Here is a 14,799-nt window from a genome sequence, read left to right on the forward strand (position 1 = left end):
GCCCTCGGCGCGGCCGCTGGCGCCGCGCGCCGCGCTCGGGGCGGCCCTGCTCGCCGGGCTGGTGCTGTTCGGGGGCGTGACGCTGCAGCAGATCGGCTTGCAGTACACCTCGATCGCCAATGCCGGCTTCATCACCGGCCTGTACGTGGTGCTGGTGCCGCTGCTCGGCCTGCTGACCGGCCAGCGGGCGCCGGCAGTGGTGTGGATCGGGGCCGGACTCGCGGTGATCGGGTTGTTCCTGCTCAGCGTGCGCGGTGACTTCACGGTCGCCGCCGGCGACTGGCTGCAGCTCGCCGGCGCGCTGTGCTGGGCCGTGCACGTGCTGCTGATCGATGCGCTGGCGCCGCGCACGCACGCGCTGCGCCTCGCCTGCCGGCAGTTCTTCGCCTGCGCGGCGGCGAGCCTGATCGCGGCGCTGCTGTTCGAGCCGATCGAATGGGCCGGCATCGTCGCCGCGGCGCCGGCCATCGCCTGGGGCGGGCTGCTGTCGGTCGGCACCGGCTACACGCTGCAGGTCATCGCGCAGCAGGACGCGCCGGCCGCGCACGCGGCGCTGCTGATGAGCCTCGAAGCCGTGTTCGCGGCGCTGGCCGGCTGGTGGTGGCTCGGCGAGGGACTCGATGCGCGCGCGCTCGCCGGCTGCACGCTGATGCTCGCCGGCATGCTGCTCGCGCAGGGTCTGGCCGGCGGCGGCCGGCCGGCGGGCGGCTGATACCGATCACACGTGAATGCGTTGTTGATCCCCCTCTCCCCAACCCCTCCCCCGCGAGTGGGGAGGGGCTGAAAAGATCGGATGTTCAGATGTGAGGGGTATGAAGCGGCTGCCGCGTCGCAGCCGCGCCGGCCTCAGCGGCCGCCGTGCGACACGGCGTAATGCGGCAGCAGTTCGCGGGCGGCGGCGAGCACGGCATCGAGCTGGGCCGGATCGACGGCTTCGAGATCGAACAGCGCCATCATGTCCGGCAGGCGCCGGTCGACGGTCTCCAGCACGCCGGAGAGCACCTCGGTGTCGAGCCCGAGCCAGACATCGCCCGCGAGCCAGGCGCGTTCGGTGGCGGCCTCGTGATCGGCATCCAGCCACAGATCGGCGATGACGCCCGAGGCGGCGACGCAGTGCACCAGCGTGCGCCGCGCCGGCGCCACGCCGCGCGGGTCGTGCGAGCGCGCCACGGCCTCGATCAGGAGTTCCGGCAACCCCCACTGGCCGAGCAGCCAGGCGCCGACCTCGGCGTGGTCGGTGCCGAGCGCCGCACGTTCGGCGGCGGCGCGGGCGGCATGGCCGTCGCAGCCGGCGACGATGCGCGCGTAGTCGGCGGGCAGCGCCTGTTCGAGCGCGAGGATGCCGAGGTCCTGCAGCAGCGCGGCGACGAACACGTCCTCGACTGCGAGCGGCGCGAGGCGATGCGCGAGTTCGCGCCCGACCAGCGCCGCATACACCGAGCGTCGCCAGAAATCCGGACTGGTGCCGGCCGGCTGCATCAGGCCGCGCAGCGAGAAGCCGAGCGCGACGTGCGTGATGCCCTTGGTGCCCATGACCACCAGCGCCTGGCGCAGGTTGGTGATGCGGCGCGGATGGTTGTAGAGCACCGAGTTTGCAGCGCGCAGCACGCGCGCCGTCATCGGCGGGTCGTGCTGGATCTCGTCGAGCAGCGGCTCGGCCTCGACATCGGGATCGTGGGCAAGGGCGACGACGCGCATCGCCACGTTCGGCAGGCTGGCGAGCGCACCGGCCTGACGCAGACGGGTTTCGAGGGTTCTGTCCATCGGATCGCGGGGCCTGGTTGGTCCGCTGGCAGGGCCGGCCGCTGGGGACGGCCGGGACCGGTCGCCGCGCAGAGCCGGGGCTCAGGGCGACCAGAAATAGCGTACGACGTGAAAGAACACCGGCGCGGAAAAGCACAGTGAATCGATGCGATCGAGCACGCCGCCGTGGCCCTCGATCATCGCCCCGAAGTCCTTGATGCCGGCATCGCGCTTGATCGCCGACATCACCAGCCCGCCGGCGAAGCCGAGCAGGCAGACGAGCAGCGCGATGCCGAAGGCCTGCCCGTGCGTGAACGGCGTCACCGGTGCGAGCAGCGTGCCGATCAGGCTCGCCGAGCCGATGCCGCCGGCGAAGCCCTCGACGGTCTTGTTCGGCGAAAGCCGCGGCACGATCGGCCGCCGGCCGGCGAGCTTGCCCCAGACGTACTGCAGCACGTCCGACAGCTGCACGACCAGCAGCAGCCAGAGCAGCAGCGCGATCCGGCTGCCGTCGAAGCCCGGCAGCTCGAGCGTCAGCAGCGCCGGAGCGTGGCTGACGCAGTACACGCAGACCATCAGCGCCCACTGCGTGCGCGCCGTGCGCGCCAGAAAACCCTGGGCGTCGGCATTGAGCGCGCTGCGCAGCGGCAGGAACAGGAAGCCGTAGACCGGGATCAGGATCGTGAACATGCCGTACCAGCCGGTGCCGACCAGCCAGTACTGCAGCGGCAGGAATACGAAGAAGGCCCAGAACAGCGGCTCGTGATCGGCGCGGCGCGTCGGCGTCAGCGTCACGAACTCGCGCAGCGCCAGAAACGAGATGGCCCCGAACAGCAGCACCGCACCGCTCAGGCCGCCGGCGAGCGCCCCTGCGACCAGTGCGCACATCAGCCACCAGGCGCGGATGCGGGCGTTGAGGTTCTCGATGGTCGCGCGGCCGGCGCCATCCTGCGGCCGGCGCGCCAGCCCGCGGCCGATCAGGCTCGCGATCACGAGCAGCACGAACACGCCGCCGAGCAGCGCGCGCACCGGGGCGTCGTACCAGGTCAGCGGATTCATGGGTTCGGGTTCACCGGGCCAGCGCCAGCACGGCCTGGCGCGCGCGTTCGAGGTAATCGGCCCGTGTCTCGCCATCGACCGGCAGGAAGCGCGCGCCGAAGCGCGCCGCGCACAGCAGCGGCACCGGCAGCATCGAGCCCTTCGGCAGCACGCGGTTGAGGTTTTCGAGGTGGACCGGGATCAGCTCGGCACGCGGGCAGCGCTGCGCGAGCTGCCAGAGTCCGGAGCGGAAGGGCTGCACGGTCTCGCCGTCGCCGCGCGTGCCCTCGGGGAACAGGATCAGCGCCTCGCCGCGTTCGAGCACCGCGAGCAGCGGTGCCAGCACGTCGGCCCGGGCAGCATCGGCTTCGCCGGCAGCCGTGGCCGGCTGGCGGTCGATCAGCACCGCACCGAACACCTGCAGCGCCAGCCAGCGGCGCAGCGGCGTCGCATCCCAGTAATCGCGCGCGGCGACCGGATGCGTGCGGGTGCGCAGCGCCGGCGGCAGCGCCGCCCAGATCACCAGGCCGTCGAGGTGGCTCGCGTGATTGGCGAAGTACACGCGCGCGCCCGCAGCCGGCAGGCTGCCGAGCCACAGCGCACGCACGCCGGTCAGGCCGCGGCAGAGTCCGACCAGGAGCAGCGCCGCACCACGGCGTGCGAGCCTGCGCATCAGCGGGCCCGGATGCGGTCCAGCGTGCCGCTGAAGCTGCAGTCGGCGTCGCGCAGCGTCGCGCAGCCCTCGCCCTGTTCGCTGATGCTGGCCTGGCCGGCCTGCACGCCGATGACGATGCGGCAGGCTTCCTTGCCGGTCGCAGGCTCGACGGTGATCGTGCGGCCGTCGCGCAGACCGTGCGCGACGAACTCGCCGCGGCAGCGGCCGCCTTCGGTGCGCGGGATGTCGAGGCTCATCGTCACGCTGACCTGGCCGTCGTCGTGCTCGCTCAGGTCGAGATGGCGTTCGCCGTCGGCGCGTCCGCGGTATTCGCCGTCGAGGGCGCCGGCACCGGCGAGGGGCGTGACGGCGACGAGCAGCAGGGCAGGCAGCATGCGCTTCATGGGATTCATGAGATTCAAATCCTGATCCGGATCCTGTTTCAGAGCCCTGCATCGGTGCGGTTCGCGACGAAGGCGACCAGCTCCGGAAAGAAGACTGCGAAATCCCCGGCCCAGTCCGGCAGCAGCGCCGTCACCGCCGGCCCGGCCGCCGCCAGCGGCGACGGGCGGCTCAGGCGCGTGGCGATGCCGGCCAGGGCCCGGGCGACGCCGGCGGGTTCGCGGTACGAAAGCAGTGTCCGGCCCTGCAGCAGATGGTCGATGCTGCGCTGCATGCGGGGCGGCAGACGATCATAATCCGCGCGCAAGGCCGCGTGTACCGCCCCGACGAAGGCCGGCAGCGACTGTGCGGACCAGTTCGCCCAGTCCCGGGCCAGGCAGTGGTCGTAGGCCACGTCGATGATGATGCCGCCGTAGCGGCGCAGCGGCGCCGGCAGCCGGGCCCGGCTCGCGCATACGAGCGGATGCGCATCGGTCCAGACATCGATCGCCCGGTGTTCGCGCACCGCCGCCCGCCAGCGCGCATCGGCGAGGGTTTCGACCGGCCCGCGGTGGAAGTCGCCGAGCATCGCGCCGACCCGTGCGTGCGGGTCGGGACCGGCCAGATAGAAATGTGCGAGCCAGTTCACGGGCCGCCCGCACGGGCTTCAGGCGCGCGGCCGGAAGCGGCGCAACTGCGCGTTCAGCTCGCGCAGGCGCTGCGGGTCCGGATGCTCGCCGAAGCGCAGTTCGGCGTAGCGCACGAGGATCTGCCCGGTGGCATCGGCGAGATCCGGGCGCAGCCGGGCGATGCGTGCGCGATAGGACAGCGGCCCCTCGCTGGCCTGCCGCGCCAGGCCGATCGCGGCCAGGCGCGCGCAGAAGCGCGCATAGCTGCGCCCGAGCGGATCGCGGCCCTGCCGGCGGCTGCGCCGGTTCAGCAGGGCGAGCGCGAGTCCGACGATGGCGAGCGCCGAGACCAGCAGCAGGATCAGGCCGCGCCAGTCGATGTCGCGCCAGCCGAGCAGCCAGCCGAGCAGCTCGCGCTGACGTTCGGGACCGTAGGCGAGCACCCATTCGTTCCACGCATATTCGAGCGCATCGAGCTTGAGCAGCGCGATCGCGACCCAGCTCTCGCCGCGGCGCGACAGCAGCGACAGGCTGTCGGGGTCCGGGATCGCCGAGGCCGTGCCGCGCTCGACGCGCTCGGGCGCGATCGCCGCGGTCGGGTCGATGCGCGTCCAGCCGCGGCCCTCCAGCCAGACCTCGGCCCAGGCGTGGGCGTCGGACTGGCGGACGATGAAGTAATCGCCGCCCGGCGAGGGCTCGCCGCCGAGATAGCCGGTGACCACGCGCGCCGGCACCTCGGCGGCACGCATCAGCGCCACGAAGGCGCCGGCGTAGTGTTCGCAGAAGCCGGCGCGGGTATCGAACAGGAATTCATCGACTGCATCGGTCGGCGTCAGCGGCGGCGACAGCGTGTAGCGGAAGGGCTCGCGCCGGAACATCGTCAGCGCCGCCTGCACGCGCTCGGCCGGATCGGCGAAACGCGTGCGCCACTCGCGCCCCAGGGCCTGCGCGCGCGGCGCGGCCGTCGACGGCAGGCGCAGCGCGCGGCTGCGCTCCCAGCTCGTCAGCGGCCCGGTGCGGTATTCGAGCACCGAGCGCTGCTCGTAGCGCACGACCTCGGTCACGGCGCTGCGCCGCATCAGCATGCCGGAGGCGGTGACGCCGGTCTGCGCCGGCAGCGAGTCCGGCAGGTCGAGCGCGTACAGCCAGCGCCGGCCGCTCGGTTCGAGCGTGACCACGTAGCTCAGCGCCTGGCTGGCTTCGGTCTGCGGAAAGTGCTCGCCCGGCAGTTCCTCGCTCATGCGCCAGGTGCGGCCGTCGTAGCGATCGAGCACCGGCCCGCGCCAGTAGCGACGATCCGCAGCCGGCAGGCCGCCGGTGAAGCGCACGCGGAAGGCGACGGCATCGGAGCGGCTCAGCTCGGCGATCGTGCCCGGTGACATGTCCTCGCCGACGCCGGTGCGGGCGGCGGCATCCTGCGGCAGGCTCCAAAGCGGCCCCGGCACGCGCGGGAACAGCACGAACAGCACCAGCGCCAGCGGTACGGCACGCGCGAGCAGACCGCCGACCAGCCGCGCGACGGCCGCCACCGGCGGTCCGCCGCCGTCGCTCGCGACGCGCACCTGCGCAGCCAGCGTCAGCGCGACGCTCGCCAGCGCCCACAGCGCCGTCACCGGGCCCTGGTCATAGAGCATGCGCGCCATGACCAGCAGATAGCCGAGCAGCATCAGCACCAGCGCATCGCGCTGCCCGCCGTGCACACGCCATTCGAGCAGCTTCAGCGAGGTCATCGCGTACAGCAGCGCGACGCCGGCCTCGCGCCCGAACAGCGTGCGGTACTGCCAGCCGATCGCGCCGCACAGCGCGACGGTCGCCGCCGCCAGCAGCCAGCGGTTCGGCAGCGCCCAGTCGCGTGCCTCGGCGCCGAGCCGCCAGAGGCCGGTGGCGATGAACACCGCCGCCAGCCACAGCGGCACGACCGTCACATGCGGCGCCATCGCGCAGAGCAGCGCGAGCCCCGGCAGGCCGTAGAGCCGGGCACCGGGTGCCGGGCGGGTCCAGGCTTCAGGCCGCATCGGCGCCCTCCCCGTACAGCGCCAGGCGCTCCAGCACCTCGAAGCGGTGCGCGCTGCCGCGCGCCGGCGCGAGTTCCGTGGCGCCGAGGCGCAGGCCGAAGCGCACATCGGCCCGGTCGGCCTCGATCGTCCACAGCGTCAGCTGCGACAGCCGCGCCTCGATGCCGTCGCCGGGCGCGCTCGCCAGATCGAGCATCAGCTCGTCGCCGCCGGGCGGCGCGCTGAACTGCTTGACCTGCAGCTGGCCGCTGCGCGCCGACGGCTTCCACGCGACGTGCGTGGCCGGATCGCCGCGCCGCCAGGGCCGCAGGCCGGCGAAGTCCTCGTCACCGGCGCTCTCGGTGCGCGCCGGCTGCTGCTGCGGCTTGCCGTGCGTGCCGGCCGGCAGCTGCGCCACGCCGGCCGGCTGCGGCCAGACCAGCCCGGAAGGCTGGAACTCGACCCAGGTCCAGGCCGTGAACAGTCCGAGCGGAAAGCAGGTCGACACGCGCAGCGCCCCGCTCGCGAGCCGCCCGCGGCGCTGCGCCGGCACCGGCAGGTCGAGCGCGGCCAGCGGTCCGTCGAGATCGCCGCCGGTCTCGACGCCGGCGGCGGTGCGCACGACCACGCCGTAGCGGATTTCGCCGGCCGGGGCCTCCAGACGCAGGCGGATGAAAGCGGTGTCGCCGGCGAACACCGGCTCGGCCAGCGGCGGATGCACGGTCAGCCCGAGCAGGTTGTCGTGCGTGCGACGCATCGCCTCGATCGCGATCGTGCCGAGCAGGAACACCAGCGCAAAGCCGAGGCTGGCGTTGTAGTTGATCGACCAGCCGAGCATCGCCAGCAGCACCGCGGCGAACACGAGGCCGGTGCGCGTCGGCAGGATGTAGATCGAACGCCGCGTCAGCGGATGCGCGGTGCGCAGCAGCGGATGCCGGCGACGGTGCCAGCGCAGGATGCGCGGTTCGACGCTCATCGATCAGACCGGCAGCGGCACCGAGTTGACCAGGCGCTGCAGCAGCTCGTCGGCCCGCGCGCCGGCGTTCTGCGCGCCGGGGCGCAGGCGATGCCCGGCGAGCGCCGGCAGCGTCACCTGCACGTCCTCGGGCAGCACGTGATCCCGCCCGGCGAGCAGCGCCCAGGCACGCGCGACCCGCAGCAGCGCCAGCCCGGCGCGCGGCGACAGGCCGGTCTCGAACTGGCCGCCGTGGCGGGTCGCCGAGATCAGCGCCTGCACGTAATCGAGCAGCACGTCGGCGGCATGCACGCGCTCGACGCGCGCCTGCAGCAGCAGCAGCCCGGGCGGATCGATCAGCACCGGCAGCCGGTCGAGCAGGCGGCGGCGGTCCTCGCCGGCGAGCAGCGCGCGCTCGGCCTTCGGATCCGGGTAGCCGAGGCGCACGCGCAGCAGGAAGCGATCGAGCTGCGATTCCGGCAGCGGGAAGGTGCCGAGCTGGGTCGCCGGGTTCTGCGTCGCGATCACGAAGAACGGCTGCGGCAGCCGCCGCGTGTGACCCTCGCTGGTGACCTGACCTTCCTCCATCGCTTCGAGCAGCGCGCTCTGCGTCTTCGGCGAGGCGCGGTTGATCTCGTCGGCGAGCACGAGCTGCGCGAACACCGGCCCCGGATGGAACACGAAGGCGCCCTGCTCGCGGTCGTAGACCGAAGCGCCGAGGATGTCGGCCGGCAGCATGTCGCTGGTGAACTGGATGCGCCGGTATTCGAGCCCGAGCGTGCGCGCCAGCGCCTGCGCGAGCGTGGTCTTGCCCATGCCGGGCAGGTCCTCGATCAGCAGGTGGCCGCGCGCGAGCAGGCAGGCGAGCGCCAGGCGCAGCGCCGGCTCCTTGCCGAGGATGATGCTGCCGAGCTGGCGGATGATGGCATCGAGCCGCTCGCGCAGCGCGGCCGTACTGATCGCAGTTGCCGGCGCGGCAGCGGTTCCCTGCACGGCTTCCAAGGTTCTTTCCATGGTTCTCCTGATCGCGTGCGCCCGTGGGGCGGGCGCTTTCAGTCCTGGACCTGCAGGTCCAGGCGGTGGCGGCGGAAATTGGCGACGTAATGCGCGGCGGAGCGCAGCAATCCGGCCACGGCGGCCTCGTCCAGTTCCCGGATCACGCGCCCCGGCACGCCCATGACCAGCGAGCGCGGCGGGATCACCTTGCGCTCGGGGATCAGCGTGTGCGCGCCGATCAGGCAGCCCTCGCCGATCACGGCGCCGTTGAGGATCGTGCTCTGGATGCCGACCAGCGTGCCGTCGCCGATCGTGCAGCCATGCAGCATCGCCAGATGCCCGACCGTCACGTCGGCCCCGATCGTCAGCGGAAAGCCCGGATCGGCGTGCAGCACGGCGCCATCCTGCACGTTCGAGCGCGCGCCGATGCTGATCTGCTCGCTGTCGCCGCGCACGACGGCGCGATACCAGATGCTCGCCTCGACGCCGAGCGTCACCGAGCCGATGACCAGTGCGTCATCGGCGATGAACCAGTCGCCGTCCGCGGGACAGACGACGCGACGATCCCCGAGCCGGTAGCGCATGGCGGCATCACTCCTGAGCGTGATCGAGCGTGGTGAGGAATCCGGTGAGGGCGGCGCGCACCGCCTGCGGCCGTTCGAGCGCGAGCATGTGCCCGGCCCCGGCGATCTCGACGTGGTGCGCGCCCGGGATCGCTGCGGCGAGCGCGCGGCCGTACTTCGGCGGCGTCATGACATCGAGCGCGCCCGAGACCACCAGCGTCGGCAGGCGCAGCGTGCCGAGCCGCTCGCCGATATCGAAGCGGGTGCAGGCCCGCAGGTCGGCGCGCAGCCGCGCCGGCGGGCCGTCGAGATAGCGCCCGCGCACGGCCTCGACCTGCGCCGGATCGGCATCCGGTCCGAACAGGCCGCTGACGATGGTCGCGACCGCGCCCGGCCAGTCGTCGTCGATCAGGTCGAACAGCAGCGGCAGCACCTTCAGCCGCGAGCCGGTGCCGATCAGCACCTGCGCCCGCAGCCAGGCCGGCGCGCGCAGCGCCAGCGTCATCACCACCGCCCCGCCCATCGAGTGCCCCGCGAGCACGACACGCGCGAGCCCGCGGGATTCGACGTAGGCGGCGACGGCATCGGCGTAGACCTCGACGCTGTCGGCAAAGCGCCCCTCGGCCGCGCCGTGACCGGGCAGGTCGAGTGCATGCACCCGGACACCGGGCAGATCGGTCAGGGCCGGCGGGAAGTGGCGATGATCACCGCCGGCGCCGTGGATCAGCAGCACGTCGGGGACCGCTGGACCGGCGGCGCAACCGTGGACGACGGCGGCCGGCAGCACCGGTGTGGCGGACGGATCGGTCATGAGCGCGCTCCGTGGTACCGGAACGCCGGATGCTAGCAGAAAGCACAGCCCGGCCCGCCTGCGCCGGGGCCGTGATCGCGCTCGCGATCGTTACCGGTGCGCAACAAAAAACCCCGGTCGCGGGACCGGGGTTTTTCGTGAAATCTGGAGCGGGAAACGAGGCTCGAACTCGCGACCTCAACCTTGGCAAGGTTGCGCTCTACCAACTGAGCTATTCCCGCATGAATCGTTGTGGAGCGTCCCTTCCGGGGTCGTCCAGGTGTCGTCGGTGACGACGGCGCGCATCTTACGGAGCCACTCCCGGGCAGGCAAGCCCCGGATGAAGGTTTCGTTGCATTTATTTGAACGATGGCAAGTACACGACTGGCATCGGCAGCGAAGCTCGCGGACACTCGCATTCCGGCGCATCGCCCGACCGTCCCCGTGTGCACCGGAGCCTGCGTGATCGAAGCCCTGCAGCTGCTGTTCCTGCTGTTCGTCGCCAACGGCGCGCCGGTCCTGGCGACGCGCGTGCTCGATACCGCCGGCGATCACCCGATCGACGGCGGCCGCAGCTTCCTCGACGGCCGGCCGCTGTTCGGTCCGAGCAAGACCTGGCGCGGCCTCGGCGTGGCGCTGCTGGCCAGCACGCTCGCTGCGCTGCTGCTCGGCTGGCCGGCGGAGATCGGCCTGCTGATCGGCGCAGCGGCCATGCTCGGCGATCTCCTTTCAAGTTTTCTGAAGCGCCGGCTCGGCCTTGCATCGAGCGCGCAGGCCCTCGGCATCGATCAGGTCCCGGAGGCCTTGCTGCCGCTGCTGGCGGTGCGCGAGACCCTGGCGCTCGATGGCTGGGTCATCGCCGCGCTGGTGGCGGCGTTCGTGGTGCTGGAGCTGCTGCTGTCGCGCCTGCTGTACCGGCTGCACATCCGCCGCCAGCCCTACTGAAGCGCAGCGGCCTCAGCCCCGGCGCAGCGTGTGCACGACGATCTCCGGCGGGCAGTTGTAGCGCACGCCGACGATCGACGAACCGGCCCCGGTCGAGGTGTAGCCGAGCATGTCGCGGTAGCGCCACGGACCGCGGCAGTAGGCGCGCGGGCAGTCGGCGTTCAGCATCAGCGGCAGGCCGCCGGGCAGGCAGACCTGGCCGCCGTGCGTGTGGCCGGCGAGCAGCAGGTCGAAGCCGGCGTGCGCGGCCTGCCACCAGGTTTCCGGCGAGTGCGACAGCAGGATCGCGCAGTCCTCGGCCGGGATGCCGTCGGCGGCGCGCTCGATGTTGCCGGCCTCGAAGAAGTGCGGATCATCGATGCCGGCGAGGTGCAGGCGCGCGTCGGCGCGCGTCAGCGTCACGTGCTCGTTCATCAGCAGCCGGATGCCGAGCGACTCGATGCGCGGCACCATGCGCACGGTGTCGTGGTTGCCGAGGATCGCGTAGACCTCGCCCGGCAGCTGCGGACGCAGGCGTTCGAGCCGTTCGAGCGCCGGACGCCAGTCGCCGTGCGTGCGGTAGCGGAAATCGCCGGTGAGCACGGTCAGGTCGGCCTCGACGCCGCGCACGCGCTCGGCCAGCGCGTGCACGAAGGCCTCGGAGGCATCGAGGTGCAGGTCGGACAGCTGCAGCACGCGCAGGCCGTCGAAGGCCGCCGGCAGCGCCGGCAGCCGCGCCTCGTGCCGGGTCACGGCGATCGCGAGCGCGTTGCGCAGCCCCCGGCCGTAGAGGCCGCCGAGCTTCAGCACGCCGCGGATCAGCGCGTGGATCGAATACCAGTTTTCGAGATGGAAGAAGGTGCGGCCGTAGCCGAACACGGCCTTGCCGTGCGCGCCCTCCATGTTCAGGCGCTGGCGCAGATGCACCGGGCTCAGGCGGGCCGCGAGTGCGGCGAGTTCGGGATCGGGCCGGACGGGGGGCATGGCAGCAGGGGGGTCCATCGGTACGGCAGCGCCGCGCCGTTCGCCGGTGCCGGCGAGAATCGCGGAATCAGGCATGTTCGGTCACTCCCCGGTTTGTTGCCCCTTCCCTGGAGAGAGGCTTTGCAGTGCGCGCGGCCCCGCACGCGTGACGTTCATTCGCCGTCCGCATTTAAGCAGCCGCCACCGGCATGCGGCGGCGCACCAATGATGAAAAGTTGATAAGGGCCTTGTATCGCAGCGATCCGTTGCCAGCGCGCAACAGCGCCGCCGGCGCCCTCAGCCCCTGCCGACCGGCGGCGTGTTGCGGGCGACCTCGTCGATCGTCGTCAGGCCGGCGGCGACCTTCAGCGCGCCGGCGATGCGCAGCGGCCGCATGCCCTCGCGGATCGCCTGCGTGCGCATCGCGTCCAGATCGAGCGGCGAATCGACGTGCAGGGCCAGCTCCGGACTCAGCATCAGCATCTCGTACAGGCCGGTGCGGCCGCGGAAGCCGGTCATCCGGCATTCGAGGCAGCCGGCACCGCGCATGGACTGCGCCGGCATCGCCACCGACCACGGCCGCACCAGGGCTTCCCAGGCGGCGGCATCGACCGGCTCGGGTTCGGCGCAGTGCGGACAGACGGTGCGCACCAGCCGCTGCGCGACCACGCCGAGCACGGTCGAGCGGATCAGGTAGGGCGGCACGCCGAGGTCCATCAGGCGCACGACCGCCGCGGGCGCATCGTTGGTGTGCAGCGTCGACAGCACCAGATGCCCGGTCAGCGCCGCCTGCACCGCCATCTCGGCGGTTTCGAGGTCGCGGATCTCGCCGACCATGATCACGTCCGGGTCCTGACGCATCAGCGTGCGCACGCCGAGCGCGAAGTCGATGCCGAGATTCGGCTGTACCTGCATCTGATTCAGATACGGGTACACCATCTCGATCGGGTCCTCGATCGTGCAGACGTTGACCTCGGGCGTCGCCAGCTCGCGCAGCGTCGAGTACAGCGTCGTGGTCTTGCCCGAGCCGGTCGGGCCGGTGACCAGCACGATGCCGTGCGGCCGGTGCACGAGTCCGCTCCAGAGCCGGTTTTCCTCGTCCGAGAAGCCGAGTTCGGCGCGGCTCTTCAGCAGCACGTTCGGATCGAAGATGCGCAGCACCAGCTTCTCGCCGAAGGCGGTCGGCATCGACGACAGGCGCAGCTCGATCTCCTCGCCGTTCGGCGTGCCGGTCTTGATGCGCCCGTCCTGCGGCCGGCGCTTCTCGACCACGTCCATGCGCGCGAGCAGCTTGATGCGGTTGATCGCCGCGACCATCACCGTCATCGGCCCCTGATAGACGAGGTGCAGCGCGCCGTCGATGCGAAAGCGCACCAGGCATTCGTCACGGCGCGGCTCGATGTGGATGTCGCTGGCGCGCTGCTCGAAGGCGTACTGCAGCAGCCAGTCGACGATGTGGACGATGGCGCGGTCGTTGGCATCGACGCCGTGCTTGCCGCCGAGCTTGACCAGCTGCTCGAAGTTGGTGATCGCGCTCGGCAGCGACTGCGGCGATTTCATCGCCGACTGCACCGAGCGCGCGAGGCTGTAGAACTCGGCGAGATAGCGGACGATGTCGGCCGGATTGGCGATCACCGGCCGGATGTTCAGGCGCAGCCCCTGTTCGAGCACGCTCTGCCATTCGCGGTCGAAGGGCTCGGCGGTGGCGATGGTGACGGCGGTGTCGCTGACCGCGACCGGCAGGATGTGGAAGCGCGTGGCGTAGGCGTGCGAGACGACGCCGCAGACCTTGGACACGTCGATCTTCAGCGGGTCGATGTGGAAGTACGGGAAGCCGGTGCGCCCGGCGAGCCATTCGGTCAGCATCTCGGTGCTGAGCACGCGCTTCGGCTGCTGCGCGCTCGGCAGGCGCTGCTCGCCGATGAACACCAGCGGATGCGCGCTGTTCGCGCTGCGCGTGCGCTGCTTGCGCAGTTCGGCCGCACTCGCCTCGCTGATCTCGCCGTCCTCGACCAGCAGCCGCAGAACCTCTTCGAGCCCGAGCCTGCGCCCGGCCTGCGGCCGCGGCGCCGTGGATGCCTTCATGATCACTGCCTCGCTGTCGCTGCCGGTGCCGCAGCGGCGGAAGCGCCGGCACCGTCCCCGCACCGGCCTGCGGCGCGGGGTCGGACACCTTAGAGGATTTCGGCCGGTGGTGGCATGGGTGGTCCGGTCAAGAAATGCGAAACCGCCGGACCCGGACGGGCAGCACGGCAGGCAGCCGGAGATGCAGCAGGCCAACGCGGGCGGACTTGTGCGGACAGAGGCCCGCGCCCGCCGGCTTTACAGCAGGGGCCACAGATACTTCAGCCCCATCCACACCGCCATCGCCACCATCATCAGATCCTCGGTCAGCGACACGAAGCCGAGCGGCACGTGGCTGTCGCCGCCGACGCAGGCGCATCTGAGTTCGCGCCGGTCGATATAGACGGCCTTGAACACCGAGATCGCGCCGATCGTGCCGATCACGAACGCGACCGGCACGGCCAGCCAGAGTCCGGCGCCGCCGGCGATCATCAGCACGCCGGCGAGCGCCTCGCCGAACGGATAGAGGTACGCATACCGCACCCGGCGCTGCGCGAGCAGGTCGTAGCCGAGGAACATGTTCGAGAAGCTTTCGAGGTCGCGCAGCTTCAGCATCGCGAGCAGGCACATCGAGAAGGCGATGAACCATTCCCCGGCCTGCCGCGTGAGCACGGTGCCGAACGCGGCCTGGCAGGCGGCCAGCGCCATCAGCGCCGCCATCCCGAACACCGCGATGACCGGCTGGTAGGTGACGGCGTCCGGATCGCGGAGGGGTTTGCCGAAGAAGCGGCGCAGGTCGTCGTAGCCGCCGATGCGCTGGCCGTCGATGAAGGTCTGCGGCGTCGTCTCGACGCCGTGCCGGGCCATGAAGGCGTCGGTTTCCTGATGCGTCCTCAGCCAGTGGTCGTCGACGGCATAGCCTTCGCGCTTCAGCAGATCGAGGGACTTGAGGCCGAAGGGGCAGAGGTGCTCCTTCATGACCATGCGGTACAGCTCGGCCGTGCGGGGGTGTTGAGAGTCGGTCGTCATCGCGGGCTCCGGTCGGGGGGAACGGATATCGGACGAGCCGGGGATGCGCAGGCCCGTCCAAAGATGACCGCGGTG

General features: G+C 71.7%; 15 protein-coding genes and 1 tRNA gene. 2 read left to right on the plus strand and 14 right to left on the minus strand.

The annotated features are described in order from the left end of the window. The coding region (locus PKE44_RS06635; RefSeq protein WP_324549303.1) for a DMT family transporter at positions 1 to 712 on the plus strand (712 nt) is incomplete at its 5' end. A 134-nt stretch (positions 713 to 846) separates the two neighbouring features. Here PKE44_RS06635 and PKE44_RS06640 read toward each other — a convergent pair. From PKE44_RS06640 to PKE44_RS06690, 11 genes are all read right to left on the minus strand, one after another. Next, positions 847 to 1,764 (minus strand): HDOD domain-containing protein, encoded by a 918-nt coding sequence (locus tag PKE44_RS06640; RefSeq protein ID WP_324549305.1) that lies wholly within the window; start codon positions 1,762 to 1,764, stop codon positions 847 to 849. A gap of 81 nt (positions 1,765 to 1,845) precedes the next feature. Then, positions 1,846 to 2,802, minus strand: coding sequence for a phosphatidate cytidylyltransferase (locus PKE44_RS06645; protein ID WP_324549307.1), 957 nt, complete (start codon positions 2,800 to 2,802; stop codon positions 1,846 to 1,848). Between the two features lie 10 nt (positions 2,803 to 2,812). Then, a complete protein-coding gene (locus tag PKE44_RS06650; protein WP_324549310.1) occupies positions 2,813 to 3,454 on the minus strand; it encodes a lysophospholipid acyltransferase family protein in 642 nt (213 codons plus the stop codon). Then, positions 3,454 to 3,849 carry a hypothetical protein gene (locus PKE44_RS06655; RefSeq protein ID WP_324549313.1) on the minus strand — a complete coding sequence of 132 codons (396 nt, stop codon included), beginning with the start codon at positions 3,847 to 3,849 and terminating at the stop codon, positions 3,454 to 3,456. The genes PKE44_RS06650 and PKE44_RS06655 overlap by 1 nt, the downstream gene beginning before the upstream one ends. A gap of 29 nt (positions 3,850 to 3,878) precedes the next feature. Beyond that, positions 3,879 to 4,466, minus strand: a complete 588-nt coding sequence (locus tag PKE44_RS06660) for an ACP phosphodiesterase (RefSeq protein ID WP_324549315.1) — start codon at positions 4,464 to 4,466, stop codon at positions 3,879 to 3,881. An 18-nt stretch (positions 4,467 to 4,484) separates the two neighbouring features. Beyond that, positions 4,485 to 6,461: a DUF3488 and transglutaminase-like domain-containing protein gene (locus PKE44_RS06665; protein ID WP_324549317.1), complete on the minus strand. Its 1,977-nt coding sequence runs from the start codon at positions 6,459 to 6,461 to the stop codon at positions 4,485 to 4,487. Continuing rightward, on the minus strand, positions 6,451 to 7,416 hold the full coding sequence (locus tag PKE44_RS06670) for a DUF58 domain-containing protein (RefSeq protein ID WP_324549319.1): 966 nt from the start codon (positions 7,414 to 7,416) through the stop codon (positions 6,451 to 6,453). The genes PKE44_RS06665 and PKE44_RS06670 overlap by 11 nt, the downstream gene beginning before the upstream one ends. Positions 7,417 to 7,419: 3 nt before the next feature. Beyond that, positions 7,420 to 8,340 (minus strand): AAA family ATPase, encoded by a 921-nt coding sequence (locus PKE44_RS06675; protein WP_324549333.1) that lies wholly within the window; start codon positions 8,338 to 8,340, stop codon positions 7,420 to 7,422. Positions 8,341 to 8,447: 107 nt separating this feature from the next. Then, positions 8,448 to 8,975 carry a gamma carbonic anhydrase family protein gene (locus PKE44_RS06680; protein WP_324549321.1) on the minus strand — a complete coding sequence of 176 codons (528 nt, stop codon included), beginning with the start codon at positions 8,973 to 8,975 and terminating at the stop codon, positions 8,448 to 8,450. A gap of 7 nt (positions 8,976 to 8,982) precedes the next feature. Then, positions 8,983 to 9,765 (minus strand): alpha/beta fold hydrolase, encoded by a 783-nt coding sequence (locus tag PKE44_RS06685; protein WP_324549323.1) that lies wholly within the window; start codon positions 9,763 to 9,765, stop codon positions 8,983 to 8,985. Between the two features lie 145 nt (positions 9,766 to 9,910). Then, positions 9,911 to 9,986, minus strand: a tRNA-Gly gene (locus PKE44_RS06690). Positions 9,987 to 10,206: 220 nt separating this feature from the next. Here PKE44_RS06690 and PKE44_RS06695 point away from each other — a divergent pair. Beyond that, on the plus strand, positions 10,207 to 10,689 hold the full coding sequence (locus PKE44_RS06695) for a CDP-archaeol synthase (protein WP_324549325.1): 483 nt from the start codon (positions 10,207 to 10,209) through the stop codon (positions 10,687 to 10,689). Positions 10,690 to 10,701: 12 nt separating this feature from the next. Here PKE44_RS06695 and PKE44_RS06700 read toward each other — a convergent pair whose 3' ends face one another. The 3 genes from PKE44_RS06700 to PKE44_RS06710 form a co-directional block, all read right to left on the minus strand. After that, positions 10,702 to 11,652 carry a metallophosphoesterase gene (locus PKE44_RS06700; RefSeq protein WP_324549327.1) on the minus strand — a complete coding sequence of 317 codons (951 nt, stop codon included), beginning with the start codon at positions 11,650 to 11,652 and terminating at the stop codon, positions 10,702 to 10,704. A 276-nt stretch (positions 11,653 to 11,928) separates the two neighbouring features. Continuing rightward, entirely contained in the window at positions 11,929 to 13,716 is a 1,788-nt protein-coding gene (locus tag PKE44_RS06705) for an ATPase, T2SS/T4P/T4SS family (RefSeq protein WP_324549329.1), read from the minus strand. A 237-nt stretch (positions 13,717 to 13,953) separates the two neighbouring features. Then, entirely contained in the window at positions 13,954 to 14,724 is a 771-nt protein-coding gene (locus tag PKE44_RS06710; RefSeq protein WP_324549331.1) for a glutaredoxin, read from the minus strand. Between the last annotated feature and the right edge of the window lie 75 nt (positions 14,725 to 14,799).

This window comes from Plasticicumulans sp., assembly GCF_035331805.1.
Taxonomy (GTDB): Bacteria; Pseudomonadota; Gammaproteobacteria; order Competibacterales; family Competibacteraceae; genus Plasticicumulans.